Source organism: Pelagibacterium sp. 26DY04 (assembly GCF_031202305.1).
Taxonomy (GTDB): Bacteria; Pseudomonadota; Alphaproteobacteria; order Rhizobiales; family Devosiaceae; genus Pelagibacterium.
In genome coordinates this window covers 2733496-2758579 of sequence record NZ_CP101731.1, presented here as the reverse complement: position 1 = coordinate 2758579, position 25084 = coordinate 2733496, and the positions used below count along the sequence as shown (strand labels likewise).

29 protein-coding genes and 1 tRNA gene are annotated in these 25084 nt (G+C 62.0%); 22 read left to right on the top strand and 8 right to left on the bottom strand.

What is annotated here, in order from left to right; genetic code table 11:
- Position 1 precedes the first annotated feature (1 nt).
- Positions 2-913 (top strand): neutral zinc metallopeptidase, encoded by a 912-nt coding sequence (locus NO932_RS13660; protein ID WP_309207847.1) that lies wholly within the window; start codon positions 2-4, stop codon positions 911-913.
- 104 nt (positions 914-1017) lie between these two features.
- Here the strand turns inward: NO932_RS13660 and NO932_RS13655 are convergent, their stop codons facing one another.
- Complete coding sequence (locus tag NO932_RS13655) at positions 1018-3003, bottom strand: bifunctional 2',3'-cyclic-nucleotide 2'-phosphodiesterase/3'-nucleotidase (protein WP_309207846.1); 1986 nt, start codon at positions 3001-3003, stop codon at positions 1018-1020.
- A 216-nt stretch (positions 3004-3219) separates the two neighbouring features.
- On the opposite strand from NO932_RS13655, the gene NO932_RS13650 reads away from it, so the two are divergent.
- Positions 3220-3618 (top strand): GFA family protein, encoded by a 399-nt coding sequence (locus NO932_RS13650; RefSeq protein WP_309207845.1) that lies wholly within the window; start codon positions 3220-3222, stop codon positions 3616-3618.
- A gap of 76 nt (positions 3619-3694) precedes the next feature.
- On the opposite strand, the gene carA is transcribed toward NO932_RS13650, so the two are convergent.
- Positions 3695-4882 carry a glutamine-hydrolyzing carbamoyl-phosphate synthase small subunit gene (gene carA / locus NO932_RS13645; RefSeq protein ID WP_309207843.1) on the bottom strand — a complete coding sequence of 396 codons (1188 nt, stop codon included), beginning with the start codon at positions 4880-4882 and terminating at the stop codon, positions 3695-3697.
- Positions 4883-5158: 276 nt separating this feature from the next.
- On the opposite strand from carA, the gene NO932_RS13640 reads away from it, so the two are divergent.
- The 10 genes from NO932_RS13640 to NO932_RS13595 all read left to right on the top strand — a co-directional run bounded on the left by NO932_RS13640 (position 5159) and on the right by NO932_RS13595 (position 12184).
- Positions 5159-5614 carry a GatB/YqeY domain-containing protein gene (locus NO932_RS13640; RefSeq protein ID WP_309163731.1) on the top strand — a complete coding sequence of 152 codons (456 nt, stop codon included), beginning with the start codon at positions 5159-5161 and terminating at the stop codon, positions 5612-5614.
- Positions 5615-5680: 66 nt separating this feature from the next.
- Positions 5681-6238 carry a DUF308 domain-containing protein gene (locus NO932_RS13635; protein WP_309207841.1) on the top strand — a complete coding sequence of 186 codons (558 nt, stop codon included), beginning with the start codon at positions 5681-5683 and terminating at the stop codon, positions 6236-6238.
- A 32-nt stretch (positions 6239-6270) separates the two neighbouring features.
- Positions 6271-6573: a BrnT family toxin gene (locus NO932_RS13630; protein ID WP_309207840.1), complete on the top strand. Its 303-nt coding sequence runs from the start codon at positions 6271-6273 to the stop codon at positions 6571-6573.
- Positions 6557-6859: a type II toxin-antitoxin system BrnA family antitoxin gene (brnA, locus tag NO932_RS13625; RefSeq protein WP_309160443.1), complete on the top strand. Its 303-nt coding sequence runs from the start codon at positions 6557-6559 to the stop codon at positions 6857-6859. The genes NO932_RS13630 and brnA overlap by 17 nt, the downstream gene beginning before the upstream one ends.
- A gap of 21 nt (positions 6860-6880) precedes the next feature.
- The gene (gene dnaG / locus NO932_RS13620) at positions 6881-8803 is read left to right on the top strand and encodes a DNA primase (protein WP_309207839.1); all 1923 of its coding nucleotides are present in this window, start codon (positions 6881-6883) and stop codon (positions 8801-8803) included.
- Between the two features lie 200 nt (positions 8804-9003).
- Positions 9004-11046, top strand: coding sequence for an RNA polymerase sigma factor RpoD (gene rpoD, locus NO932_RS13615; RefSeq protein ID WP_309207838.1), 2043 nt, complete (start codon positions 9004-9006; stop codon positions 11044-11046).
- A gap of 53 nt (positions 11047-11099) precedes the next feature.
- A complete protein-coding gene (locus tag NO932_RS13610; protein WP_309207837.1) occupies positions 11100-11327 on the top strand; it encodes a DUF4160 domain-containing protein in 228 nt (75 codons plus the stop codon).
- The gene (locus tag NO932_RS13605) at positions 11317-11589 is read left to right on the top strand and encodes a DUF2442 domain-containing protein (protein ID WP_309207836.1); all 273 of its coding nucleotides are present in this window, start codon (positions 11317-11319) and stop codon (positions 11587-11589) included. Before NO932_RS13610 ends, NO932_RS13605 begins: the two co-directional genes overlap by 11 nt.
- A gap of 8 nt (positions 11590-11597) precedes the next feature.
- Complete coding sequence (locus tag NO932_RS13600; RefSeq protein WP_309207835.1) at positions 11598-11885, top strand: HlyU family transcriptional regulator; 288 nt, start codon at positions 11598-11600, stop codon at positions 11883-11885.
- A 74-nt stretch (positions 11886-11959) separates the two neighbouring features.
- Positions 11960-12184, top strand: a complete 225-nt coding sequence (locus NO932_RS13595) for a hypothetical protein (protein WP_309207834.1) — start codon at positions 11960-11962, stop codon at positions 12182-12184.
- 130 nt (positions 12185-12314) lie between these two features.
- Here the strand turns inward: NO932_RS13595 and NO932_RS13590 are convergent, their stop codons facing one another.
- Positions 12315-12491, bottom strand: a complete 177-nt coding sequence (locus NO932_RS13590; RefSeq protein ID WP_309160448.1) for a hypothetical protein — start codon at positions 12489-12491, stop codon at positions 12315-12317.
- 62 nt (positions 12492-12553) lie between these two features.
- A complete protein-coding gene (locus NO932_RS13585) occupies positions 12554-13162 on the bottom strand; it encodes a tellurite resistance TerB family protein (protein ID WP_309207833.1) in 609 nt (202 codons plus the stop codon).
- A gap of 119 nt (positions 13163-13281) precedes the next feature.
- Here NO932_RS13585 and NO932_RS13580 point away from each other — a divergent pair, with 119 nt between their 5' ends.
- Genes NO932_RS13580 through NO932_RS13570 form a run of 3 tightly spaced genes read left to right on the top strand, consistent with a single transcriptional unit; the run spans position 13282 to position 14645 of the window.
- On the top strand, positions 13282-13896 hold the full coding sequence (locus NO932_RS13580) for a GyrI-like domain-containing protein (protein ID WP_309207832.1): 615 nt from the start codon (positions 13282-13284) through the stop codon (positions 13894-13896).
- 30 nt (positions 13897-13926) lie between these two features.
- The gene (locus NO932_RS13575; protein ID WP_309207831.1) at positions 13927-14214 is read left to right on the top strand and encodes a hypothetical protein; all 288 of its coding nucleotides are present in this window, start codon (positions 13927-13929) and stop codon (positions 14212-14214) included.
- 59 nt (positions 14215-14273) lie between these two features.
- On the top strand, positions 14274-14645 hold the full coding sequence (locus tag NO932_RS13570) for a DUF305 domain-containing protein (protein ID WP_309160452.1): 372 nt from the start codon (positions 14274-14276) through the stop codon (positions 14643-14645).
- 72 nt (positions 14646-14717) lie between these two features.
- Here the strand turns inward: NO932_RS13570 and NO932_RS13565 are convergent, their stop codons facing one another.
- Entirely contained in the window at positions 14718-17252 is a 2535-nt protein-coding gene (locus NO932_RS13565; protein ID WP_309207830.1) for an OmpA family protein, read from the bottom strand.
- 140 nt (positions 17253-17392) lie between these two features.
- The gene (locus NO932_RS13560; protein WP_309207828.1) at positions 17393-17788 is read right to left on the bottom strand and encodes a hypothetical protein; all 396 of its coding nucleotides are present in this window, start codon (positions 17786-17788) and stop codon (positions 17393-17395) included.
- A 199-nt stretch (positions 17789-17987) separates the two neighbouring features.
- Between NO932_RS13560 and NO932_RS13555 the strand changes: the two genes are divergently transcribed.
- A complete protein-coding gene (locus NO932_RS13555) occupies positions 17988-18410 on the top strand; it encodes a secondary thiamine-phosphate synthase enzyme YjbQ (protein ID WP_309207826.1) in 423 nt (140 codons plus the stop codon).
- A 109-nt stretch (positions 18411-18519) separates the two neighbouring features.
- The gene (locus tag NO932_RS13550) at positions 18520-19350 is read left to right on the top strand and encodes a sulfite exporter TauE/SafE family protein (protein WP_309207825.1); all 831 of its coding nucleotides are present in this window, start codon (positions 18520-18522) and stop codon (positions 19348-19350) included.
- Positions 19351-19385: 35 nt separating this feature from the next.
- On the opposite strand, the gene NO932_RS13545 is transcribed toward NO932_RS13550, so the two are convergent.
- Positions 19386-20105, bottom strand: coding sequence for an SIMPL domain-containing protein (locus NO932_RS13545; protein WP_309160457.1), 720 nt, complete (start codon positions 20103-20105; stop codon positions 19386-19388).
- Between the two features lie 177 nt (positions 20106-20282).
- Between NO932_RS13545 and NO932_RS13540 the strand changes: the two genes are divergently transcribed.
- Positions 20283-20358: transfer RNA gene (locus NO932_RS13540), tRNA-Ile, on the top strand.
- A 30-nt stretch (positions 20359-20388) separates the two neighbouring features.
- Here NO932_RS13540 and NO932_RS13535 read toward each other — a convergent pair.
- Positions 20389-21177: an NAD(P)-dependent oxidoreductase gene (locus tag NO932_RS13535; RefSeq protein ID WP_309207824.1), complete on the bottom strand. Its 789-nt coding sequence runs from the start codon at positions 21175-21177 to the stop codon at positions 20389-20391.
- Positions 21178-21334: 157 nt separating this feature from the next.
- Here NO932_RS13535 and NO932_RS13530 point away from each other — a divergent pair, with 157 nt between their 5' ends.
- The 4 genes from NO932_RS13530 to NO932_RS13515 all read left to right on the top strand — a co-directional run bounded on the left by NO932_RS13530 (position 21335) and on the right by NO932_RS13515 (position 25044).
- A complete protein-coding gene (locus NO932_RS13530; protein ID WP_309207823.1) occupies positions 21335-22057 on the top strand; it encodes a FadR/GntR family transcriptional regulator in 723 nt (240 codons plus the stop codon).
- A 79-nt stretch (positions 22058-22136) separates the two neighbouring features.
- Entirely contained in the window at positions 22137-23045 is a 909-nt protein-coding gene (gene kdgD, locus NO932_RS13525; RefSeq protein WP_309207821.1) for a 5-dehydro-4-deoxyglucarate dehydratase, read from the top strand.
- Complete coding sequence (locus tag NO932_RS13520) at positions 23042-24178, top strand: mandelate racemase/muconate lactonizing enzyme family protein (protein WP_309207820.1); 1137 nt, start codon at positions 23042-23044, stop codon at positions 24176-24178. The genes kdgD and NO932_RS13520 overlap by 4 nt, the downstream gene beginning before the upstream one ends.
- Positions 24178-25044, top strand: coding sequence for an amidohydrolase family protein (locus tag NO932_RS13515; RefSeq protein ID WP_309211046.1), 867 nt, complete (start codon positions 24178-24180; stop codon positions 25042-25044). Before NO932_RS13520 ends, NO932_RS13515 begins: the two co-directional genes overlap by 1 nt.
- Positions 25045-25084: the final 40 nt, after the last annotated feature.

Here is a 25084-nt window from a genome sequence, read left to right as displayed (position 1 = left end):
AATGAAGTGGCGGGGACGCAAACGGTCGAGCAACATCGAGGACCGGCGCGGGGCGAGCGGAGGCATGTTTGGCCGCTCTACAGGGCTGGGCGGTTCGGGATTTCGCATACCGACCGGCGGGAGAGCCGGCGGCGGGCTGGGGATCGGCGCGATCGTCATCATGCTTATCATCGGCATGGCGCTGGGGATCAATCCGCTCTCGCTGCTCGACGGATCGCTGGGCACCGGGACGAGCGGAAACGGTTCTGTTTCACGCCCCTTGCCGGAAGCGGGCGAGGACGACCTTGCCGATTTCGTGGGGGTTGTCGTGCAAGACACCGAAGACCTCTGGACAGAGGTGTTCGTCGAAAACGGCATGACCTATGTGCCCGCGACAGTGGTGCTGTTCACCGACATGAGCCAATCGGGCTGCGGGATGGCCGATGCGCGCACTGGCCCGTTCTACTGCCCGGCCGACCAGAGCGTTTACATCGACCTGGCGTTCTACGAGACGCTGCGCAGCCAGTTCGGGGCGCCCGGCGATTTCGCACAGGCCTATGTGATCGCTCACGAGATCGGGCATCACGTTCAGAATTTGACCGGGGTGCTGCCGGAATACTCGCGGGCCATCCAGTCGATGAGCCAGGAGGAGGCCAACGCCTATTCGGTGCGGATCGAATTGCAGGCCGATTGCTATGCAGGCGTGTGGGCGAACTATGTCGGGGAAGAAAACCTGCTCGAGAGCGGCGATATCGAGGAGGCGATCAACGCTGCCGAACAGATCGGGGATGACGCGATCCAGAGCCGTACGCAAGGGGTGGTGGTTCCCAAGACCTTTACGCACGGCACTTCGGCGCAGCGGCAGGAATGGTTCGAACGCGGCTATTCCGGCGGCGATCCGGGGCAGTGCGACACGTTTTCCGGGGCGATTTAGACAGAGAGCTTCAGGTTGCAGATGAACCTGAAGCTCTCTTCTTTTGGATTCCGGAACGTAGGCCAAGTCCTTGGCCCGGAATCGAGATTTTACTTCAAGCCGCTTTACAGCGAGATGCGGTAGACGCCGAAACCGGCTTCGCTGGTATCGCCGGTGGGCTCGATGGTGATGGCGGTCACGTCGGCCAGGTGCTGTTCGGCGGCAGGGCCGGTTTCGAACAGCACGGTGGTGTCACCGATTTCGGCAAGGGACCAATTGCTGTCGGCGGCCGGGTCGATGGTGCCCTGCTCGACGATGTAGCGCACGATCACGTCGCGGTTGGTATCGGGACCGATGAAGACGATCTTGCTCGAATCGATGCCCGGGAACGAGCCGCCGCCGCCGGCGCGGTAGTTGTTGGTGGCGACGATGAATTCCTGAGCCGGATCGATAGGCTCGCCATTGTACATCAGATCGACGATGCGGTTGGCATCGGGGTTGGTTTCGCCCGAGCCGTCGGCTGCGTATTTGGACGGCTGGGTGATGTCGATCTTGTAGGTCACCCCGTCGATCACGTCGAAATTGTAGGACGGGAAATCGGGGTTGATGAGCTGGGCGTCGGTGGCGCCGGCCTCGACCTGGTTGAACATGCCGGCGGCGCGTTCGAGCCAGTTCTTGACGTCGGCGCCGGTGATCTTCACCGCCTGGATGGTGTTGGGGTAGAGGTAGAGATCGGCGACGTTCTTGATGGCGACCGGGCCGACGGGGACGTCGGTGTAATAGTCCGGACCGCCACGGCCGCCGGCCTTGAAGGGGGCGGCAGCCGAAAGGATCGGCAGACCTTCCCATTCGGTGCCCGCCATCATCTGCTCCATGTACCAGGTCTGGGCGATATTGACGATCTGCACGGACGGATCGTCGGCGACCAGAGAGAAATAGGAGTGGAGCGGGGCAGCGGTTTCACCGACCGGGCGGCGGATATAGTCGAGGGTTTCCTGGTGGGCCGCTTCGACCGAAGCCACGACTTCCTCATCGGATTCGACGGTGGCGGTCACCGCACCGTCGACGCGCTCGTAGATGGGGCGCGCTTCGGAGGTGTGGGACACTACGGTCCAGGAGCCGTCGTCGCCGCGTTCGAGCAGCAGATCGATCAGGCCCATATGGCTGCCCCAGAAGCCGGGCATGACGGCGGGGACGCCCATCAGCGTGCCGTTCTCGATATCGACGCCTTCCACATCGGCATAGTCGGGGCCTGGGAAGACGAGGTGGTGGTGACCGGTAAGGATGGCGTCGATGCCTTCGACCTCACCGAGATAGAGCGAGGCGTTTTCCATGCCCGGAGTGTAGCCGTCGCCGCTGATGCCCGAGTGCGAAAGGGCGATGACGATATCGGCGCCTTCTTCGCGCATCTTCGGGACATAGGCGCGGGCGGTCTCAACGATATCGCGCACGGCCACCTTGCCCTCGAGATGAGCGGCATCCCAGCTCATGATCTGGGGCGGGGTGAAGCCGATCAGGCCGATGCGGATGGTGTGGCTTTCGCCGGCGCCGTCGACCAGCTCCTTTTCAATGATCACATAGGGATCGAACAGGGTGTCGTCCGCAAGCGGATCGTCGCCCAGTTCGGTGCCGTTGACGACGTTGGCAAGAACCACCGGGAAATTGGCCCCGGCCATGGCCTGGTCGAGGAATTCGAGACCATAGTTGAATTCGTGGTTGCCGATCGTGCCCGCGTCATAACCGAGCTCGTTCATGGCGGCGATGGTGGGGTGCAGGTCCGATCCGTCGATGCCGCGCTCATAGGCGACATAGTCGCCGAGCGGGTTGCCCTGGATGGTGTCGCCATTGTCGAGAAGGATGGCATTACCGGCCTCGGCGCGGATGCTCTCGATGATCGAAGCGGTGCGGGCCAGGCCCATCGTGTCGTTGGGGGCGTCGGTGTAGTAGTCATAGGGCATGATGGCGACGTGGATGTCGGTCGTTTCCATGATGCGCAGATGGGCCTGGTTGGACTGGGCCAGCACCGCGAACGGGTGCATCACAACGGCGGCCGCGCCGACCGAGGCCGTGCCGGCGAGAAACGCGCGGCGCGAAATCGTAAGAGAATTCATGAGGTCCCTCCACGGACTGAACTTGATGGCCCGCGACAACCGCCGCGGAACGCCCGCCCCCCTTGCCGCAGTTTTCTGACGGTCCGATGACGCGCGCGAGGAAGCGTCGCGCCTTTTTATCTTTTGGTCAAATTTCTTTTCGTGGCGGGCTGCTGACAGCGTTTGTCACGACTGCGCGGTAGCGTCAGGTCATTGCTTTGAAAGGGAGAAACCCAAATGACACTCCGCACCTATCATGGAAGCTGCCAGTGCGGCTCTGTTCGGTTCGAGGCCGATATCGATCTCAGCCAGGGAACGGGGAAGTGCAATTGCACGAGCTGCCGCAAGCGGCGCTGGTGGAGTGCCACCATCAAGCCCGAAGCGTTCCGGGCGCTTGAAGGGGAAGACACCTTGGTGCCCAATCGCGGTGGCACCGGCCTGTTTTGCCCAGGCTGCGGATTGACCCCGTTCGCTCGGGTGGCGGCGGCGGAATGGAACAATGGCGCCGAGGTGCAGATCAACGTCGCGTGTCTCGACGACGCGACGCCAGAAGACCTGATCGCCGCGCCCGTCACCTATTTCGACGGTCTTAACGACAATTGGTGGAACGTACCGGCGGAGGTCCGGCACCTTTAGGCAGCTTGGGGGTGCTCTTGGCTGGCGCTGTTGCTGGATTCCGGGGACAAGCCCCGCAGCGGCGCCCCCACAGCCGCTATTCTGCGACGGCCGGCTCGCCTTTCTGCTCACGCACGAGGTTAAGGAAGCGCGTGAAGAGGTAGTGTGAGTCGTGCGGGCCGGGGGAGGCTTCCGGGTGGTACTGCACCGAGAACACAGGCTTGCCATCTACCTGCAGGCCGGCGTTGGAGCCGTCGAAAAGTGAGACATGGGTTTCACTCACGCCGGAGGGCAGGCTGTCGCGGTCGACGGCGAAACCATGGTTCATAGAGGTGATCTCGACCTTGCCGGTGGTGAGGTCTTTCACCGGATGGTTGGCGCCGTGATGCCCCTGATGCATCTTCTGGGTTTTGCCGCCCAGGGCGAGGCCGAGGAGCTGGTGACCAAGGCAGATGCCAAAGACCGGCTTGCCGGTTTCGATGACCTTCCGGATGGTGGGCACTGCGTATTCACCGGTCGCGGCGGGATCGCCGGGGCCGTTGGAGAGGAACACGCCGTCGGGGTTATGGGCCATGATGTCCTCGACCGTCGCGGTGGCGGGCACCACGGTGACGCGGGCGCCCTGGTCGGCGATGCAGCGCAGGATGTTGCGCTTGGCGCCGTAGTCGATGGCGACGATGTGGAACTGGGGATCTTCGAGGCGGCCATAGCCCTCACCCCAGCGCCAGCGGGTCTCGTCCCAGCGATAGGTCTGGGTGGTGGAGACTTCCTTGGCGAGGTCGAGGCCTTCGAGACCGGGGAAGGCGTCGAGCGTGGCCTGAAGCTCGGTTTCGTCGAACTGTCCGTTAGGAGCGTGGGCGATCACGGCATCGGCCATGCCCTTGTCGCGGATGAGAGCGGTGAGGGCGCGCGTATCGAGGCCGGCAATGCCGATGATGCCGCGCTTTTTGAGCCAGGCGTCGAGTTCATTGGCGGCGCGGTAATTGGATGGGCTGGTGATATCGGCCTTGATCACCATGCCGCGCACGCCGGACGCCGCGGCCATGTTGACCGTCTCGATGTCCTCGTCATTGGCGCCGACATTGCCGATATGGGGGAAGGTGAAGGTGATGATCTGGCCGGCATAGGAGGGATCGGTCAGGATTTCCTGGTATCCGGTCATCGCCGTATTGAAGCAGACCTCGCCGGCCGCCATGCCCGTGGCACCGATGCCGCGACCCTCAAGGCGCGTCCCGTCGCGGAGGATGAGGACTGCGGTAGGGGCGGTTTCCAGCCAGCCGGACATTGGGCTTCTCCTTCAGGTGAGGCGCGCTCGCTGCGCGCAAGTTCAGGCACACGGAACCCCCGGCCAAAGTCGCCGTTTGGTGGTTCTGTCCGCCCTATATTGAATTTGAGCGAACCTATTTGAAGGGGCAGGCGCGGTCAACCGAGTCCTTTGCTTTTGAAGGTATTGGAAATCAATAGCTTAGGGTGAGCGTGACATTGTGCTCGTCACGCAATTGGCTTTGGCCGAGCGATTGGAGTATAGAGCGCTCGCAACCAATGAACATGAAGGACGCCGATCATGCGCGACCAGATCAGTGCTGCCATGAAGGATGCCATGAAGGCCCGCGACGGACGTCGGACGACGACGCTGCGGCTGATCAACGCCGCCATCAAGGACCGCGAAATCGCGGCGCGGGGCGAGGGCAGGGACGGCATCACCGACGAGGACATCCTCGCCATCCTGCAAAAGATGGTCAAGCAGCGCGAGGAATCGGCGGCGCTATATGGCCAGAACGGGCGGCCCGAACTCGAGGCGCAGGAGCGCGAGGAAATCGAGATCATCAAGGAATTTCTCCCCCGTCCGCTGACGGAAGCCGAAATCGATGCGGCGATCAAAAGCGCGATCGCCGAGACGGGCGCCGAGGGGCTGCGGGACATGGGCAAGGTCGTGGGCGTCCTCAAGGCCAAATATCCCGGCCAGATCGATTTCGGCCAGGCCTCCAAACAGGTGAAGGCGCAACTGAGCGCATAGGCTATGCGCGCGAGACCGAGCGGCCTATAGTCGTTCCTGCTTGCCTTGGCTTGTGGGGACCTGACGATGCCAGCCGAAAAGAACTCTTCTCGCTTTCCATCCATCCTGACCGGCCTGCGCGGCGTGCTCATGCTGCTGGCCGGTTTTTATGCGCTGTTTTTTCCCGGACCGGCTTTGCTGGTGCTGACGACCGTCGCGGCCGCCCTGTTCGTGGTCGACGGGGTGCTGGGTCTTTGGACCATCACCTTTGGCGGCGGCAAGACCGGGAATTTCTGGTTCGACGTGGTGCGTAACGCCCTATCGATCCTGGTGGGCGTGCTCATCCTCCTTTCGCCGCTGCTTGGAACGCTGATCACCGCGACATTCCTTGTCTACCTCGTCGCCTTCCAGGCGGTGTTCGTTGGGGTGATGGAAATCGTGGTCATCCTTCGCGAACGCGAGCTTTACGCCAAGATCTGGCCGGTGCTGTTGAGCGGCATTCTCTATGTGCTGTTCGGCCTGCTGCTGATCTTCTGGCCGCTGGCGGCTGCTGCGGCGCTGGTGATGGTCGGCGGCGTGTTGATGATCATCTTCTCGTTCGGGTTGTTCGGGTTGGCGTGGCGGCTTTGGCAGGCGGGCCATTGACGTCAATGCGTATATGACGATAATATACACCCATGATCGATTGGGGGCGGGTCAGCGGTTTTGACTGGGATCGCGGAAACGCGACCAAGAGCCGTGACAAACACCAAGTGACTTCGTCAGAAGCCGAGCAGGTGTTTTTCAACGAGCCGCTGATCGTGCTTGCCGATCCAAAGCACAGCGTTGCGGAGATGCGGTTTCACGCACTCGGATGTGCCGATGGCGGTCGGTTGCTGCATGTAACTTTCACATTGCGTGAAAACGGTACGCTGATCCGCGTCATTTCTGCCCGCGACATGAGCCGCAAGGAGCGGAACGTTTATGCCCAAAGCTCTTAAACCCATTCCCGAGTTTGCCAGTGAAGCTGAAGAGCGCGCGTTTTGGCAGGAGAATGATTCCGCCGAATATCTGGATTGGAGCAAGGCCGAAAAGGTCCGCTTGCCTAATCTCAAGCCATCTTCGACGTCGATTTCGCTGCGCTTGCCGGTCTCCCTGCTTGAAAGCATCAAGGTCGTCGCGAACAAGCAGGACGTGCCTTATCAATCGCTGATAAAGGTGTGGCTTTCCGAGCGCGTCGGCAGCGAGACGGTGCATAAGTCACCCGTTTCGCGTGACAGGAAGTAAGTCAGTCCTTACTTATCCTAAATGCGCTTTTCCGATGCCTTTCTGGATGAGATCCGAAACCGGCTGCCCATCACGCAGGTGGTGGGCGAGCATGTCCTATGGGACAAGCGCAAATCCCAGCCCGGCAAGGGCGATATGTGGGCGTGCTGCCCGTTCCATGGCGAAAAGAGCCCGAGCTTTCATGCCGACGACCGGCGGGGCCGCTACCATTGCTTCGGATGCGGGGCGAGCGGGGATCATTTCCGGTTTCTGACCGAAAAGACCGGGATGAGCTTTCCCGAGGCGGTGGAGCTTCTGGCCGGACGGGCCGGGGTGCCGATGCCGGCGCGGGACGAGAAAGCCGAGCGCAGGGCCGAGGCGCGGCGCTCGCTCTATGACGTCATGGAGCTGGCAACGACCTATTTCGTCGAGGCGCTGGCGCATAATGTCGGCGCGCGGGCGCGGGGCTATCTACTCGAGCGCGGCGTTTCGGGGGCAATGCAGCAGCGCTTCAGGATCGGGTTCGCGCCCGACAGCCGCAACGGACTCAAGGAATTTCTCGCCGCCAACGGCGTCACCGCCAGGGAAATGGCCGAAACCGGTCTGGTGGTGCATGGGGAAGACATTCCCGTACCGTACGACCGATTTCGCAACCGGCTGATGTTTCCGATCACCGATTTCCGGGGACGGGTGATCGCCTTTGGCGGGCGGGCTCTCTCTGCCGACGTGGCGGCGAAATATCTCAATTCGCCGGAAACCGAGCTCTTCCACAAGCGGCAGACGCTTTACAACGGCCAGGCGGCGCGGCAGGTGGGGTATGACGGCAAACCGCTGATCGTGGTCGAAGGGTATCTTGACGTCATCGCGGCGGTCGCGGCCGGGTTCGAGGGGGCGGTGGCTCCGCTCGGGACGGCGCTTACCGAGGATCATCTCAACCTGCTTTGGCGGATGACCGATATCCCTGTGCTGTGCTTTGACGGGGACAGCGCGGGCATGCGGGCGGCGGAGCGTTCGATCGAGATCGCGCTGCCGATGCTCAAACCGGGCAAATCGATAAGGATCGTGACGTTGCCGGGCGGGCTCGATCCGGACGATCTCATCAAGCAGCAGGGGCGGCAGGCCTTTGCCGATCTGATCGCCGGCGGGCGCTCGCTGGCCGATGCGGTTTGGGCGATCGAGACGGCGGGGGGCATTCCCGAGGCTCCCGAGCAGCGCGCGGCGCTTGAAGCCCGCCTGCGCGAAAGAGCCGCACGTATCGCCGACGTGTCGGTGCGGCGGCATTACAGCCAGGCGTTCGACGAGAAGATTTCGTCTCTGTTCATTTCCACCCGCGGCCAGTTTCAGGGCCGGGGGCGCGGCGGTGGTTATCAGCAGCGCGGATACGGGCAGCGGGGCAATCCCAAGATGCTGGTCTCCGATACTCTGCGCAATTCCCGGCTCCTGAAGGGCGGGGCGGCGCCTGATGTGATCCCGCGCGAGGCGGTGATCATCATGAGCCTGGTCAATCACCCGGAATTGGCCCAAGCCCGGCTCGAGGCGCTGGCCGAGATCGAGTTCCGTTCGCTTCCGGCGCGGCAGGTGCTTGCGAGCCTTCTGGACTTGGTGACCGTGCATCCCGATCTGGGTCCGAATGCGCTGGCGGAAGCCCTCATCGCGCGGGGGCATGGACCGGTTCTGGACAAGATGCGGAACCTTCTGGCGCGCCAGGGCGTGTGGCAGGCGGATGCGGACAGCGCACAAATCGACGCCGAGACCGGATTAAAGCACGCGCTGGCCTTGCATTACAAATCGGTGCAACTAAATAGGGAACTCAAAGCAGCCGAATTGGCGCTAGGCGAAGACCTGAGCGAAAACGCATTCGAGCGGCTGCGTGACATCCAGAATCAGATTTCCAGTGTCGATGGTACTGAGGCATTGATCGAGGGATTTGGTTCGTTATCCGGGCGTGCGACACGTAGTCTTTGAAAAAAGATGATTCGTGTCCGCGCATTTTTGCGTGTATGGAGCGGTCCATCACCAGACGGATTCGAACCAGCGTCGGGGTCTTTTCGCTCCACGGAAGCGAAGTGTTAACCCTGAATCGTCTTTCAATCCCGGCTACAGTGCGATCATCAGGCGATGACACCAGTGCCGCTACCAGGGTGCGGCTCAGGAGAGCGAACTATATGGCCACCAAGGCAGCCAACCAGACCAAGACCGAAACCGACAACAAGCCGGAATCGCAGACCGAAGGCCCCGACGGACCGCTTCTCGACCTTTCCGACGCCGCGGTCAAGAAGCTCATCAAGACCGCCAAGAAGCGCGGCTATGTGACCTATGAAGAGATCAACGCCGTCCTGCCGTCCGAGGAAGTGACCTCCGAGCAGATCGAAGACATCATGGCCATGTTCTCGGACATGGGCATCAACGTCGTCGATGAAGACGAGGTCGAGGAAGCCGAAGCTGACAGCGGCGACGAAGAGAGCGGCGAGCTGGCCACGACCGGCTCGACGGCGGTCGCGAGCACCTCCAACACCAAGTCGGGCTCCGATCGCACCGACGATCCCGTGCGCATGTATCTGCGCGAGATGGGCTCGGTGGAACTGCTGTCGCGCGAAGGCGAAATCGCCATCGCCAAGCGGATCGAGGCCGGCCGGGAAACCATGATCGCCGGGCTGTGCGAAAGCCCGCTGACCTTCCAGGCCATCATTATCTGGCGCGACCAGCTCGCCGAAGGCGAGATCCTTTTGCGCGACATCATCGATCTCGAAGCGACCTATGCCGGGCCCGACGCCAAGATGGCCGAGCCGGCCGGCGGCGAGAGCGACGAGGACGAGGAAGAGGCCGCGCCCGCTGCACGTTCCGAACGTCCGGCCAAGGCCGGGTCTTCCGACGAGGATGAAGGTGGCGCCGAGGGCGGTCAGCCCGAGGAAGAGGACGAGGACGACGAGTACGAGAACAATCTCTCGCTCTCGGCCATGGAAGCGGAACTCAAGCCTCAGGTGGTGGAAACCTTCGATCGCATCGCCGAGACCTATGGCAAGATGCGCAAGGTGCAGGACCAGCACGTCGAGGACCAGCTTGCCGCCAAGTCGCTCGATACCGCGGCGCTCAAGGAACTCGAAACCTGGCGCAGCCAGGTCATCGCGGACGTGAAATCGCTTTCGCTCAATGCCTCGCGCATCGAGAGCCTTGTCGAGCAGCTCTATGACATCAACAAGCGGCTGGTGCGCAATGAAGGGCGCCTGCTGCGGCTTGCCGAGAGCTACAAGATCAAGCGCGACGATTTCCTCAACGCCTATTACGGCTCGGAACTCGATCCGGACTGGGCCGACAAGGTCGGTCAGCGGTCCGAAAAGGGCTGGGCGGATTTCGTGGCGCGCGAGCGGGCGACGATCGACGAGTTGCGCGGTGAGATCCAGACGCTGGCCACCGAAACCGGCCTCGACATCGCCGAATATCGCCGCATCGTTTCCAAGGTGCAGAAGGGCGAGCGCGAGGCGGCCATCGCCAAGAAGGAAATGGTCGAGGCCAATCTGCGTCTGGTGATCTCGATCGCCAAGAAGTACACCAATCGCGGCCTGCAGTTCCTGGACCTGATCCAGGAAGGCAATATCGGGCTGATGAAGGCTGTCGATAAGTTCGAATACCGGCGCGGCTACAAGTTCTCGACCTATGCCACCTGGTGGATCCGGCAGGCGATCACCCGCTCGATCGCCGACCAGGCGCGCACCATCCGTATCCCGGTGCACATGATCGAAACGATCAACAAGATCGTTCGCACCTCGCGCCAGATGCTGCACGAGATCGGGCGCGAGCCGACGCCGGAAGAGCTGAGCGAAAAGCTCCAGATGCCGCTCGACAAGGTGCGCAAGGTCTTGAAGATCGCCAAGGAGCCGATCTCCCTCGAAACGCCGATCGGCGACGAGGAAGACAGCAACCTTGGGGATTTCATCCCCGATACCAACGCGATCCAGCCGATCGACGCGGCGATCCAGTCAAACCTTCGCGAAACGACCACGCGAGTTCTGGCTTCGCTCACCCCGCGTGAGGAACGCGTGCTGCGCATGCGGTTCGGTATCGGCATGAATACCGATCATACGCTGGAGGAAGTCGGCCAGCAGTTTTCGGTGACGCGCGAGCGTATCCGCCAGATCGAAGCCAAGGCGCTGCGCAAGCTCAAGCATCCGAGCAGGAGCCGCAAGCTGCGGAGCTTCCTGGATAATTAAAGGCGATAGAGGCGGTGCCGACCATATCTCGATTTTTCGGCATCAGAATATGCATGTATGTTCGCGATCATGCACCGCCTCACTTCCACGCCTTCTATGGCGAAGACGAAGCCTTGATCGAGATCGAAACCGGTGCGATTCTGTCAGGGAAGTTACCAGCCGCAGCGCGCCGCCTCGTCGCGGAATGGGCGGCGGTCAATATCGATGCATTACGCGCGAATTGGCTACTGAGGGAGGCAGGGGAGTCTCCGCAACCGATCGAGGGTCTCGATGCTCAGTAAGATCAGAAGTCTGACGGTTCTTTCGCCGTTCAAGCTCGCCGTTCGGTTTTCCGACGGCACGAGCGGCGTACATGACTGTTCGCAACTCGTGCAGGAAACCGGTAGTCTTATAGAGGCTTTGCGCGACCCGTCCTTTTTTGCTCAGGCCAGTCTACAAGACGGCATCCCCACCTGGCCAAACGGCTTCGATATGGACGCGGAATGGTTGCGCCAGGAAATGCTGGCCGCCAATGAATTGCAACCCGAAGCTGCAGCGGAATAGAGGTTCCCATGTCATTTTTGAAGAAACTATTCGGCGGGGGATCGGACAAGGCGGGGGCCGCGCCTTCGGTCGACGGGCAGGAAGAGTTCGAAGGCTATGTCATCAAGGCGACGCTGATGCGCAGCGGGGGCGAGTATCAGATCGCAGGCGTCATCGAAAAAGAGATCGATGGCGAGCTCAAGACGCACAAATTCGTGCGCGCCGACAAATTCACCGACAAAGAGGCCTGTGTTGCGACGACGCTTAGCAAGGGCCGCCAGATCATCAGCGAGCAGGGCAGGGCGCTGTTCGCCTGACATCATAACCGCCAACCACATTTCCCGGCCTGTCGCCAGCAGCGGCAGGCCTGTTTTTCGTCTGGAGATACCAAATGGCCAAGAAACCAACAGTCCGTACCGAGTTCGTGCTTTTCGACGTCGTTTATGAAGACGGCAGCCAGCGATCGAACCGCAAGGTCGACGCCAGCCTGCTGGGCGGACTGGACGGAGATGAGCCGGCGCTGACCGCGATCATGGATCAGGACCGTGCAATTTCGGAAAAATCGGGCGTGCCGCCGCTCAAGATCGCGTCGATCAAGCGCAGCGGCAAAAAGTAATGTTCCTAGAGCATTTCCGCTTTTCTCCGAAGCGCTTCAATGCTCTAAGTTCTTGTTTTGTCGCGTGTCCGAACCGCAAAACCGTTTCCATCCCCGGTCACGCCGGGGACATGCTTTTGCTGGACACGCTCTAAAGAGTCCGGGCCACGGGCTCCTGAACGATGTCGGCGCGTCCGGTGCCGTCGTCATTGCCGAGGGTGAAGGCGAACCATCCGAATGCCAAAACGGCCAGGGCAGCCAAAATGCGCAGCACGATCTGCCGGGCCGAGGGGCCGTGCCGCGACTGATCAGGGTCGAGATAGGTCATCGCGAGCCTCCATTATGAGCCGTCCCTGATAAGTGCGGGACGGCCGATTTGTTCCCGAAACCTTAACGGGCCGCCTTATGGATTTCCTCGACCAGGGCATCGGGGAGGCTCAGCCGGTTAGCGAGGGTCTGGAGGTAGGCGCGCTCGGTCGCGGTATCGGCTTCGATGGCGACAAGGGAGGCCGCGTAGATCTCGGCGGCGTGTTCGGGCGTATCGGCGCCACGGACCACCGCTTCGATGTCGAGCGGGGTGGAAAGCTCGTCGAAAACGAATGCTTTTTCCTGGGCGGAAAGATTCATGTCCTCGAGGCGCTGGAAGATGCGTTCTTTCTCATCGGCATCGATGCGGCCATCGGCTTTGGCGGCGGCGATCATGGCGCGAACCAGCGCCTTGCCCAGAGCTTCCTGGCCGGCCTCGTCATTGCGGGCGGGCATGAAGGGACCTTCGGGAGGCGTTTCGACATCGGGAGCGGTGCTGTTCTGGCGGCTTTTCTGCCAAGCGTTATAAGCCAGACCGCCGATGGCGGCGAGTGCCCCGTATTTGGCGATCTTCTTCATGCCGCCGCCGCCCAGCAGCATGCCTGCAGCCAAGCCGGCTGCGCCGGCCCCGGCGGTGCGCTGCATGTTGGAATCGGTCTTGAGAGCGGTCATGATCTTGTCGATGTCAAACATTGGTTTCTCCGCATTGGGTCGGGGATACACATGGGGATGTCGGGCAAAGCGCGCAAGAATTCTTTCCAAATTTTAAGGGCTTGAATATCGTTCCATGCGGGGGCGGAACGGGCGCAGGCATGGATAAGATCGACTTCAAAAAGCAGCTCAAGCACCTTTACGGCCCGACCGCGCGCATGGGCATCCACCTCGTGGACGTGCCTGCGATGCGGTTGCTGATGGTCGACGGGCATGGCGACCCGAACACCGTGCCCGCATATCGCGATGCGGTGGAGACGCTTTATGCTGTCGCCTACGCGCTCAAATTCGCTTCGAAAAAGCAGCTCGAGAAAGATTATGTGGTCCCGCCCCTCGAAGGGCTGTGGTGGTCATCGGACATGGCGAGTTTTCTCACCCGCGAAAAGGACAAGTGGGACTGGACGATGATGATCATGGTGCCCGAGTGGATCGGGCCGGCCATGATCGACAAGACCATCGAGGCCGTGCGAAAAAAGAAGGCGCCGCCGGCGCTGGATCGGCTCAGGGTGGAAACATTGGAGGAGGGGAGAGCCGCGCAGGTGCTTCATATCGGCCCCTATGACGATGAAGGCCCGGTGCTCAAGAAGCTTCACGATGAATTTCTGCCGCAAAACGGGCTCATAAGAGTGGGCAAGCACCATGAGATCTATCTTTCGGACCCGCGCAAGGCGGATCCGAGCAGGCTCAGGACCATATTGCGACAGCCCGTGAAGTAAGATCCCGTGATAGTACTCGTTCGGATAGTCTTGACCGTTCTTCTGCTCGTTTCGAGCAGCCTTGCCGTTGGTGCAATGGCGGCGGAGGCGGCTGGAGCCGAGGCGCATGATGTTGCGGCGCATGCGAGTCACCAACACGTCGAGGCGGGCGCGCATGACGGGCTCGATTGCCACATGGCGTTGTGTTGCTTTGCATTGCCGGCCTCCGAACCGGTCGAACCGCTGCGTTGTGCGATCGCGTTGCCGCGGCCGGCGGCCGTCGCTTTGCTTTTGACCAGGCTTGCCGATCCGCATGAGCGTCCGCCGCAGCAGGTTTAGCCACCGCACGCTCAGCGTGCCTGAATTGCCAACCTGCTTTGCACTCGAAAGGACATGAAATGCACAAGCTGCTTATCACCGCCGGGCTGGTGCTCGGATCGGTTACTCTCGCACCTGCCGCGTTCGCCCAGGATGCCCATGCCGGGCACGATATGGGCGGCGATAATGCCGAGCCGTCGGTATCCGCTTATGTGGAAGCTATGGACCGGATGCATGCGGCCATGGGTGAGATGGATTACACCGGCGATGCGGATATCGATTTCGCCGTCGGGATGATCCCGCATCACCAGGCGGCGATCGACATGGCCAATATCGTTCTCGAACATGGCGACGATCCCGAGATCGCGGCCCTAGCGCAGGAGATCATTGAAGCGCAGGAAGCCGAAATCGCCCAGCTCGAAGCGTGGCTGGCCGAGAACGGCGGGAATTGAGGTCCCGTGATCTGAAACGGCGAGGGGCCGGAGCAGATGCTCCGGCCCCTTTTTCTTTTCGCGAACGGACGATCAGCCGGCGTTGCCGGTCATCGGCGTGATGAGCGGGGTGATGCGGCGGATGGTGACGCGGCGATTGACGCGTTCGGCATCCTGCGTGTTCACCTTCAGGTACCGCTCGCCATAGCCCTGGGTCGCAAGGTTTTCGGCAGGAATGCCGTACACCCGGGTCAGGGCATAGGCGACCGCTTCGGCCCGGCGATCCGACAGCGCCAGATTGGAGAGGTCGGAGCCGACGGCATCGGTGTGGCCTTCGATGAGGAAGGTTTCCGCCGGGTTCTGCTGGATCAGGGTCAGCATGGCGTTGGCCACCGCCGAAAGCGTGTCGATCTCGCTCTGGGAAATCGTCGCGCTGCCGGTTTCGAAGGTCAGATCGCCGATTTCGAGACGCCGGACCATGTCACGCAGGCGGGCCGAGCGCTTGACCTCGTCGATCGTATAGTAGCGCTGGATGGTCTCCACCGGCGGCTGGTCGAGGAACTGGGCGACCTGCTGCTGATCGGCATAAGACGCATCGAGCACATATTCACGCGGCGGAATGGTGAGCTGGAGCGGCGGCAACTGACGGCCCGGATCGATCCAGCGGCCTTGCTCGTCATAGCGGCGATAGCTGGGATCGACATAGACCAAGAGGATTTCCCGCCCATCCGGCTCGATGCGCGAACGACGGATGATGTCGCCGTAACGGTCGCGGACGGTCACGATGCGGCTGCCGTCGGCGCGCAGGATCACCTCGCGGGTGCGGCCGTCGGTCAGTTCCTCGTAGTAGTATTCGCGGTCATCGGGATAGACGATACGTGGGGTATCGGGAGTCTCGATGAACTGGTTGGCACCGATGGCGAAAACCGTCGCCAACCCGATGGTGGCGATGATTTCGGCATTGGACGGACCTTCCCGGACAGGGCCGACGAGCACGCCGCCTTGCTGGGTGGCCTGCTGGGGCGCGGGAGCTTCGTTGAGCGGTGCGGCAGCGGCCGCTTCTGCGGCCTGTTCGATCTCCTCGATGGAGATCTCCTGGCGGCTCTGGGCTTCCTCTTCCTCGATCGAGGGAATTTCCTCGACGTTGATTTCAACGGGAGCCGCAGGCTGTTCGGCAGGCGCTTCCGGTTCGGCAGGGGCTTCGGCTTCTACCTCGGCTTCCGCTTCACCTTCGACCGCAGTTTCACCGTCGACCGGGGCTTCATCCTCTGCCGGGGCTTCGCCTTCAGCCGGCGCTGCCTCGGCGGGTTCATCGAGAACGCCGGCAGCTTCGTCCTTTTGGCTGTCGAGCAGGGGAGCAACATTTTGGACATTGGTGCCTTCAGGCACGATCTCGCCCTGGACGTCGCCTTCGAGGACGATGTCGTCGGCCAGTTCTTCAGCCGGAACTTCCTCGGCCGGAGCTTCTTCAATCGCCCCCTCCTCGGCAGGTGCTTCTTCGGCGGGAGCTTCCTGGGCCGGCGCCTCCTCGGTCGGCAGCTCCGGTGTCGGCTCGGTCACCGCTCCTGCGTCCAAAGCGGCTTGAACGTCGATGAGCTCGACCTGCAGGCCAAAGCCGGAAAGGCAAGCCTGGAGATCGGGCTGACCCAGCGCCTCGCAGATGCCGCGCATTTCAGCCTCTGCATCGGTGACCGCCTGGGCGGCGGCCGAAGCATCGCCACCGGCCGCGATCGTGGCTTGGAAATCGGCGACTGCGGTTTCATAGGCGGCAACCGCCTCGGTCAGCGATGCCGGCGCGGTGGCGGCAGGAGCGGCATCGGCCGGAGCAGGCTGTTCGGCAGGAGCGGCCGTCTCGGCTTCCGGTTCAGTCTCCGGCGCCGGGGTTGGCTCTTCGACGGGCGCGGGAAGGGGAACGGGCTCAGCCTCGGGTGCAGGTTCCTCGACCGGGGCGGGCTGGGCTTCAGGAGCAGGCTCGGCTTCAGCGGCTGGCTCCTGAGTGGGCTCGGGCGCTGGAGGCGGTGCGGGGTCTGCCTCAGGGGCAGGAGCAGGCTCCTCAGCCGGTGCGGGTTCCTCGGCAGGCGCCGGCTCCTCCACGGGCGCCGGTTCTTCCACAGGCGCTGGAGCGGGTTCTTCGACAGGCGCCGGAGCGGGCTCTTCGGCGGGTTCCTCTACCGGCGCCGCTTCCTCGACAGGTGCGGGCCCTTGCGGAGCAGGAGCTGCTTCTTCTGCGGGAGCCGGAGCTTCTGCGGGAGCCGGAGCGGGCTCTTCAGCGGGAGCGGGTTCTTCAGCTGGTGCCGGCTCTTCGGCCGGGGCCTCGAGGGCGCCGCTTTCGAACATGGCGATGCACGATTCGATATCTGTCTGGCCGATCGCCGAGCATAGGGCACTGAGTTCGCCTTCAGCCGAAGCAAGGGCAGCCTCGGCGGCAGCGACATCTCCCTCACCTCCCTGAGCGGCAGACAATGCCGCCTGAGCGTCGCGATACGCTTGAATGGCGTCCGCCAGGGCGGGAGGCGCGGCTTGGGCTACTGTGATCGTAGAAGCGCCGCTCTGCGCGAAAAGCGGCGCCACAGGGGTGCCGAGCATGAGCATAGCGGTACTGGTCAAGAGCACTTGCTTGAAATTCATGGATTATCTCCCTTGCCCCCCGGCAAAAGTACAAGCCGCGCTTTGCGGCCATGCGGAAGCTGATGGTAGCACCGTCAAACTGACGCCAAACTGAACGAAACGGGCGCGCGGTTCTCTAAACGCGCGCGCCCGAATAAGGATTATTGAGCAGGAGCCGCCGGGGCGGTTTCTTCAGCCGGAGCGGCTTCTGCCGGGGCCGGCTCGGCCGCAGGAGCCTCTTCGGCAGGAACGGCGGCTTCAGGAGCAGCCTCAACCGCTGGAGCGGGTTCTTCCACCGCCGGGGCCGTTTCCGTCATGGGAGCGGGCTCGGTGGCCGGCGCCGTTTCTGTCGCCGGGGGTGTCGATTCCACGGCGGTCGGGGCCGTGTCGACGGGGGCAGGCTCACCACCGCTCAGGGCGATGAAACCGATGATCAGCACGGCCAAAACCAGGACGCCGCCAATCCACCAGCCGGCGCTGCCACCGGAGTTGACTGCATAGACGCGCTCGCGCTCGGTGCGGTTGCGATCCGTGTAGTCGCGATCAATATCAGCCATTTTCAGTCTCCATTCTGTTGGACATCGACGGCATTCCACCGTCCCGTCCCTGGGTCCCAGAGGGCACCGCCCACCTGGCCGCACAAACCTGGCGGCGCCGTCGCGGAGGCGCAGACTCGAGATGTCACAAAAACGCGACGGACCGGTTTGGGTTCCCGACGCAGACTCAGATAGGGTTGATCCCGTTGGGAGAACGCACATGCGGCAGGCGAGCCAGACGCTGACCATCACCACCGATGGTCCTGGGCTTTACGAATTCACTCGCTCGATCGGCGGTTTTCTGGCGCAAAACGCCATCCAAAACGGCCTGTTGACCGTCTGTTGCCGTCACACCTCATGTTCCCTGCTCATTCAGGAAAACGCCGATCCGGACGTTCAAACAGATCTTCTGACGTTTTTCCGCAAACTGGTGCCCGAAGGCATGGACTGGATCGTTCACACCACCGAGGGCCCGGATGACATGCCGGCACATATCAGGGCGGCGCTGACGCAGACGTCGATCTCCATACCGGTGATCGAGGGAAGGCCGGCGCTCGGGACCTGGCAGGGTGTCTATCTTTTCGAGCACAGGCGGGCACCGCACCGGCGGCAGATCGTTCTGCATGTGCTGGGTGAGGATTGATCTCCAAGGATTGGCGTTCCGGCTTGTCGGGCCGGAAATAAAGCCGTACCTTCGGGTACGCTTTTCCTAGTCCGTTCATTCGCAGCGGGCTTTTTCAGGATACATTTTCTTGTCTGATCTGCTTTCCCAATACCTTCCCTTTGCCCTCGGTCTCTCCGCGACGGGAGCCATATCAGGGGTGATGGCCGGATTGCTGGGCATTGGGGGCGGCATCATCATGGTGCCGGCCATGGTGCTGGCCTATCAGCTCCTCGGCTACAATCCGGACGTAATCATGCATGTGGCAGTGGGCACGTCGCTCGCCGTGATTATCCCCACCGGGCTGCGCAGCGCGCGCTCGCATGACAAGCGCGGGGCGGTGGACGGCAAGATCCTCAGGCTCTGGGGACCGTGGATCGTCGCCGCTTCGCTGTTGGGCGGATTGATGGCGGCGCTTTACAGCGCCGCGGCGCTTAAGATCATCTTCGGGGTGATGGCGCTGTTCATCGCGCTGAACATGGCGCTGCCGATCCAGCGCAGGCTCATGGAGTCGCTTGCCGGAGTGCCTTTGGTCAACCGGATATCGGCGGCGGTGATCGGTTATATCTCGGCGCTGATGGGCATCGGCGGCGGCTCGCTCACCGTTCCGACACTGGTGGCCTTCGGCTCGCCCATCCATACGGCGGTGGGGACGAGCTCGGCGCTGGGCGTCATCCTCGCCATTCCGGCGGTGATCGGCTTTGTGATTTCAGGCTGGACCGCTGCGGGTACGCCGCCAATGAGCATCGGGTTCATCAATATCCCCTCGCTCGTTCTGATCGGTGGACTGGCGACGCTGACCGCACCATTGGGCGTGGCGCTGGCGCACAAACTCGATGCGCGGCTGCTCAAGATCGTCTTTGCGATCTTCCTGGTGGTGGTCGGTGGAAGGATGATCCTGCAGGCGCTGGGGATCTGGTAGGCAGCCGACGGGTGCCGGCTGCCCAGGAGGAATGATCAGTTGCGGTCGTCTTCGATTTCCCAGGAGATCGTGGTGGTGATCGAATAAGCCATTTCGCCAGCTTCAACGGGAACGGAAGCGTCCGCTGCCATCTCCATCATCTGGCCGCGATACATCGGGATCGGCGGCTGAGGCGCATTGACCTCGGTGATGGATTCGATCGATCCCAGAACGATGCCAGCGGCCTGGGCATAGGTTTCGGCCTTGGCAACGGCGTTGGCCACGGCAAGCTTGCGTGCTTCCTCTTCGACCTTTTCGGTGTCGGCCACCTCGAACGAAACACCGTTGATGGTATTGGCGCCAACGGTTACCGCCTGATCGAGTACAGGGCCGAGGATTTCGAGGTCGCGGACGATGATGGTGACAGCATTGGAAACCTGGTAGCCTTGGATTTCGGGGGGAAGGGTATAGCCGTTTTCATCGCGCTGGTCGGAATAGACGTATTGGGGGCTGACCGAGAAGTCCGAGGTCTGGATGTCGCGGTCCTCAAGTCCGGCCTCGCGCAGCGCGGCGATCAGATCGGCCATGGCCTCGGTGTTGGCATCGAGTGCCTCCCGGGCGGTTTCAGCCTGGGTGGTGACGCCGGTGTTGACGGTGGCCATATCGGGGGCGGCGCGCACCGTGCCGGTTCCGCTCAGGGTAATGGTATCGGCGAGCGCCGGTGTGGCGATCATTGCCGCCAGAGCCACGGGCGCGAGCGTTAGGGGAAGGCGCATGGGAAGTCTCCTCGAATCTCGTCGTTGGAAATTGGTTTTGCCCCTCGCAGAACGCGAGCAGTCTTTTCGGCGCATTGCGTCCGTTTTGGGGCACCGTACGCAGGCGACAAAAATCACGCTACCCGCATAAAACATGATGGACCTCGTCCGCGCAAATCGCTAGGACTGGCGCGGCGTGGGCCTGTAGCTCAATGGTTAGAGCCGACCGCTCATAACGGTCTGGTTGCAGGTTCGAGTCCTGCCGGGCCCACCAAATCCAAGCCGAAGTGGTGCTCGCAAGATATCAGGTCAAAGGGTCCTGGGTGTTGTTGCCGCCCTGGAACATTGACAAGGGATGGCTTGCGTTGGGCCAATTGCCGGCGGATTGGATGTCCTCGGCATAGGCGTCAGCGCTGTCCTTGGGGGACCAGCCGAGATAGCGGACGTGGTCGTTTGACCACCACCTGCGGGAATTGGCGGAGACGCCCCAGATTGTCGGGCAGCCGAGATTGGGGACTTCAAAGACGCGCTCGACGAGGCTGACGAAGTCACCATAGCTCAGCCATGTGGCCAGCATGCGGTAATCGGTGGGTTTTTCGAAGCACGAGCCAATGCGCACGATCGCCGTTTCCTGGCCGAACTTGTCGAAATAGAAACGCGCCAAGGCCTCACCGAAACATTTCGAGACCCCGTACATGCCGTCGGGACGAACGGGAGAATTGTGGTCGATGGGCTCTTGCTGGCGGTAAAAGCCGATGACGTGATTTGAGCCGGCAAAAAAGATGCGCGGCTGGCCATGGGCGCGGGCGGCTTCGTAGAGGTTGCGGAGGCCGATGATGTTGGCGTTGAGGATCGCTTCAAAACTCTGTTCGGTGGAAATGCCGCCGAGATGAAGTATGCCGTCGCAGTCTTCAACGAGAGCGCTGACGGCGTCGGAATCTGCAAGATCACAGGAGACCAACTCTTCGCCGGGTTTGGCGCTGCCGAGGTCGGAGATATCAGAAAGTCTGAGAGTTTCGGCCAGGTGGGTAAGGCGGGCCCGTGCCACTTTGCCCAAACTGCCGGCGGCCCCGGTGATCAACAGTCGCTTCATCGATTATGCTCCCTCGGTCGATGGCAGGAACATAAAGATAAGACAAGAAGCGTCAATCTGTCTGATGGGTGTTGCTTGACACAGGCTAAGCGTCGGTGTCTGACTCTTCGACGCCCGAACATGAGGGCATCGAGGTCAATAAGCAGGGAATAGCGAGATGGACGCGCAAAACGCGGCAGGTGGTCAGACGAGCGGGACCCTGGTCGTACAGGTCGCCAATGCGCTCCGAAACGCCATTCTCAAGGGCGAATACAAGATCGGCGACAAATTGCCGAGCGAAGCGCGCCTGACCGAAGTGCACGGCGTCAGCCGCACGGTGGTGCGCGAGGCCATCGCCGCCCTGCGCTCGGACGGACTGGTCGAGCCGCGTCGCGGGGCGGGCGTGTTCGTTCTCGAGCCTGTGGCGGCGCCCGGACTGCCTTTCCAGAACGTCGATCATGCGCGCATCTCCTCGATTATCGAACTCCTGGAGCTGCGTGGAGCGGTGGAGGTGGAAGCTGCGGCTTTGGCTGCGGTCCGGCGTTCGCCCGCCCAGGAGGAAACCATTCTCGAGCGCCATCGTGCAGTGGGAGAGTGCATTGCCAATGGCAAGCCGACGAGCACTGCAGACTTCGCGCTCCATGAAGCCATTGCCGAAGCGACGAACAATCCCAGGTTCGTGGAGTTCATGGCCCTTATGGGTCCCAACGCCATTCCGCGTGCCGCGCTGGCCGGAGCAGATGGCGAGGCCTCGGATGCCTATCTTTCCCAGATCCATGAGGAGCATGGACGTATCGTCAGCGCCATTTCAAATGGCGATGCGCAGGCAGCGCGCGAGGCGATGCGGGCGCATCTGCAGGGAAGCCAGGGCCGCTATCGCGTGCTGCTGCAGAACAAATAGATATCATACAAGTTGTTGACATCGGTCATGCAAGTGGTTAGCCGTTTACCGAGTTAACGCTTGCAAAGGACTTGTCCCCATGAGCCCCCAAGAGGTCAAACACGCGCTCGGCGCGGGTCTGCTTTCCTTCCCCGTGACCCATTTCGATGTGGAGGGACGCTTCAACGCCAAGTCCTATCAGGATCACGTCTCCTGGCTCTCGGGTTTCGAAGCGGCTACTTTATTCGCGGCTGGGGGGACCGGGGAATTCTTTTCGCTCGCGCCCGATGAAATTCCGACCATCGTAGCGGCTGCCAAGGAAGCGGCGGGTGGGAAAACCGCTATCGTTTCAGGCTGCGGTTATGGCACCGAAATGGCGGTGTCCATCGCCAAATCGGTGGAAAAGGCCGGGGCCGACGGTATTCTGCTTTTGCCGCATTACCTGATCGATGCGCCGCAGGACGGGCTTTACGAGCATGTGAAGACGGTCTGCCAATCGGTGGGTATCGGCGTCATGGTCTACAATCGCGACAACTCGATTTTGCAAGCCGACACCATCGCGCGGCTGTGCGAGGCTTGCCCCAATCTCGTCGGGTTCAAGGACGGCTCGGGAGATATCGGGCTCGTGCGCCAGATCACGGCCACAATGGGCGATCGGCTGACCTATCTTGGCGGCATGCCAACGGCTGAACTCTTTGCGGAAGCCTATCTGGCGGCTGGATTTACCACCTACTCCTCAGCGGTTTTCAACTTCGTACCGGGATTGGCCGTCGAATTCTACAAGGCCCTGCGTGGCGGCGATCGGGCCCGGTGCGAAGCGATCCTGAAAGAGTTCTTCTATCCCTTCATGGCGATCCGCAGCCGGCGCAAGGGCTATGCTGTTGCTGCCGTCAAGGCCGGCGTGCGGCTGCAAGGCTTTGACGCGGGGCCGGTTCGTGCGCCACTCTCGGATCTCACCAAGGAGGAAGAGGCCATGCTTGAAGCGTTGATCGGCGCGCATAAGAGATGAGGATAGAGGCGGTCAACACCCATTTGCTCGAGCATAGGCTCGACACCGCGTTCGAAAGCGCCTCGATGCGGTTCGATAAGCGCGTGCATGTCCTGGTGGAGATCGTCTGTGACGACGGCACGACGGGCTGGGGCGAGTGCCTTGGCCCGGCGCTGCCCAATGCGGCGGTGGTCAAGGCCTATGCTCAATGGCTGATCGGGCGGGACCCGCTGGAAACCGAAAAGCACTGGGCGGTGCTCTATAACGCGTTGCGCGATCAGGGCCAGCGGGGGCTGTCGGTGACGGCGCTGTCGGGGATCGACATCGCGCTCTGGGACATCAAGGGCAAGCATTTCGGCGTTCCCGTTTCCACCTTGCTGGGCGGGCGTTTCCGGGAGAGCGTTAGGGCCTATGCGACCGGCTCATTCAAGCGCGATGGCGTTGATCGGATCGAGGACAATGCGGCGGAAGTCGCCCGATACCGCGAACAAGGTTTTCACGCGACCAAGATCAAGATCGGGTTCGATCCGGAAGAGGATCTGCGCGTGATCGCGGCGGTGCGCGAGGCGGCGGGGCCGGACATGCGGATCATGATCGACAGCAATCACGGCTATGAAGCCTATGAGGCGATCCGGGTCGGCCAGCGGGCGGCCGAATATGGCATCGACTGGTTCGAGGAGCCGGTGGTTCCCGAGCAATTGCAGGCGTACCGCGAGGTCCGGGCACGCCAGCCGATTCCGGTGGCGGGCGGGGAGACCTGGCATACGCGCTGGGGGATGCGCGAGCCGATCGAGACGCGGTGCGTCGATATCATCCAGCCCGATATCTGCGGCTGTGGCGGGTTTTCCGAGATTCGGCGGATCGCCGATCTCGCCTCGCTGCACGGGGTGCGGGTGGTGCCCCATGTCTGGGGCACGGCGGTCCAGATTGCCGCGGCGCTGCAGTTCATGGCGGCGATGGTGCCGGACCCGGTGCGCAACAAGCCGCTGGAGCCGATTCTGGAATTTGACAGGACAATCAATCCCTTTCGGCAGGCAGTGGTGAAAACGCCGCTCGAACATGCGGGGGGTGTGGTGGCCATTCCCGATGGACCGGGGCTGGGCATCGAGATCAATCGCGACGCACTGACCGAATTCGCGCTCAAGGCGGAATGATGATCGAAAGAACCTATTCGGGAACCAAGCCCGCAATCGACTTGCCCAAGGGCACGATCGATACGCAGATGCATGCCTATGTGCCGGGATTTCCGGCACTTCCCGGTGGTCCGGGCTTGCCGCCCGAGCCGCTGCCGACCCCCTCGGATTACGAAAAGACCATGGAATGGCTGGGGATCGACCGCGTGGTGGTGACCCAGGGCAACGCGCATCAGTTCGACAATTCCTGTCTCCTTGCCTGCCTCCAAGCCTTTGGAAACAAAGGAAAAGGCGTTGCGGTGGTGACGGGGCAAACCACTGACGACGAGATGGAACGGCTATCGGCTGCCGGGATCGTGGGCGCGCGGATCATGGATTTGCCCGGCGGTGCGGTGGGGCTCGATCGGCTCGAAGAGGTGGACGAGCGAGCAGCGGCGTTCGGGTGGATGATGGCCATCCAGTTCGACGGCAGCCATATCCTCGATCATTTCGAGCGCCTGGCGGCGCTGAAATCGCGATGGGTGCTGGATCACCATGGCAAGTTCTTTGCCGGAGTAACACCTGACAGTCCACAGGTCGATGCTGTTAAGAGATTGATCGATAAGGGAAAAACCTGGTTCAAATTTGCCGGCTGCTATGAATCGAGCCGCAGTGGCGGGCCGAACTATGCCGATATCGGGGCGGTGGCGCGCGAATTGGCAGCGTATGCGCCGGAAAGGATCGTCTGGGGAACGAACTGGCCGCACAACGCCGCCAAGCGAACCGAGGACTATCCGGACGATGCTGCGCTGTTGCAGACCGTGCTGGGATGGTTCCCCGATGACAAGGCCCGACATCTGGCTCTTGTCGAAAACCCCGAGGCGCTGTTCGGTTTCGAGCGCGTTTGACACTCTATCACCGACATTCGCCCCGGGGATAAGTTTGGCG

Bases quoted from the DNA above. Each gene is read 5' to 3' on its own strand.
- NO932_RS13595 (WP_309207834.1), top strand. From the start codon at position 11,960: ATGGCCAAGAAACCAACAGTCCGTACCGAGTTCGTGCTTTTCGACGTC.
- NO932_RS13520 (WP_309207820.1), top strand. From the start codon at position 23,042: ATGAGGATAGAGGCGGTCAACACCCATTTGCTCGAGCATAGGCTCGAC.
- kdgD (WP_309207821.1), top strand. From the start codon at position 22,137: ATGAGCCCCCAAGAGGTCAAACACGCGCTCGGCGCGGGTCTGCTTTCC.
- NO932_RS13565 (WP_309207830.1), bottom strand. From the start codon at position 17,252: ATGAATTTCAAGCAAGTGCTCTTGACCAGTACCGCTATGCTCATGCTC.
- NO932_RS13560 (WP_309207828.1), bottom strand. From the start codon at position 17,788: ATGGCTGATATTGATCGCGACTACACGGATCGCAACCGCACCGAGCGC.
- brnA (WP_309160443.1), top strand. From the start codon at position 6,557: ATGCCCAAAGCTCTTAAACCCATTCCCGAGTTTGCCAGTGAAGCTGAA.
- NO932_RS13535 (WP_309207824.1), bottom strand. From the start codon at position 21,177: ATGAAGCGACTGTTGATCACCGGGGCCGCCGGCAGTTTGGGCAAAGTG.
- NO932_RS13515 (WP_309211046.1), top strand. From the start codon at position 24,178: ATGATCGAAAGAACCTATTCGGGAACCAAGCCCGCAATCGACTTGCCC.
- NO932_RS13600 (WP_309207835.1), top strand. From the start codon at position 11,598: ATGTCATTTTTGAAGAAACTATTCGGCGGGGGATCGGACAAGGCGGGG.
- NO932_RS13585 (WP_309207833.1), bottom strand. From the start codon at position 13,162: ATGTTTGACATCGACAAGATCATGACCGCTCTCAAGACCGATTCCAAC.
- NO932_RS13650 (WP_309207845.1), top strand. From the start codon at position 3,220: ATGACACTCCGCACCTATCATGGAAGCTGCCAGTGCGGCTCTGTTCGG.
- NO932_RS13660 (WP_309207847.1), top strand. From the start codon at position 2: ATGAAGTGGCGGGGACGCAAACGGTCGAGCAACATCGAGGACCGGCGC.
- carA (WP_309207843.1), bottom strand. From the start codon at position 4,882: ATGTCCGGCTGGCTGGAAACCGCCCCTACCGCAGTCCTCATCCTCCGC.
- dnaG (WP_309207839.1), top strand. From the start codon at position 6,881: ATGCGCTTTTCCGATGCCTTTCTGGATGAGATCCGAAACCGGCTGCCC.
- NO932_RS13610 (WP_309207837.1), top strand. From the start codon at position 11,100: ATGTATGTTCGCGATCATGCACCGCCTCACTTCCACGCCTTCTATGGC.
- NO932_RS13655 (WP_309207846.1), bottom strand. From the start codon at position 3,003: ATGAATTCTCTTACGATTTCGCGCCGCGCGTTTCTCGCCGGCACGGCC.
- NO932_RS13530 (WP_309207823.1), top strand. From the start codon at position 21,335: ATGGACGCGCAAAACGCGGCAGGTGGTCAGACGAGCGGGACCCTGGTC.
- rpoD (WP_309207838.1), top strand. From the start codon at position 9,004: ATGGCCACCAAGGCAGCCAACCAGACCAAGACCGAAACCGACAACAAG.
- NO932_RS13630 (WP_309207840.1), top strand. From the start codon at position 6,271: ATGATCGATTGGGGGCGGGTCAGCGGTTTTGACTGGGATCGCGGAAAC.
- NO932_RS13580 (WP_309207832.1), top strand. From the start codon at position 13,282: ATGGATAAGATCGACTTCAAAAAGCAGCTCAAGCACCTTTACGGCCCG.
- NO932_RS13605 (WP_309207836.1), top strand. From the start codon at position 11,317: ATGCTCAGTAAGATCAGAAGTCTGACGGTTCTTTCGCCGTTCAAGCTC.
- NO932_RS13545 (WP_309160457.1), bottom strand. From the start codon at position 20,105: ATGCGCCTTCCCCTAACGCTCGCGCCCGTGGCTCTGGCGGCAATGATC.
- NO932_RS13555 (WP_309207826.1), top strand. From the start codon at position 17,988: ATGCGGCAGGCGAGCCAGACGCTGACCATCACCACCGATGGTCCTGGG.
- NO932_RS13635 (WP_309207841.1), top strand. From the start codon at position 5,681: ATGCCAGCCGAAAAGAACTCTTCTCGCTTTCCATCCATCCTGACCGGC.
- NO932_RS13590 (WP_309160448.1), bottom strand. From the start codon at position 12,491: ATGACCTATCTCGACCCTGATCAGTCGCGGCACGGCCCCTCGGCCCGG.
- NO932_RS13570 (WP_309160452.1), top strand. From the start codon at position 14,274: ATGCACAAGCTGCTTATCACCGCCGGGCTGGTGCTCGGATCGGTTACT.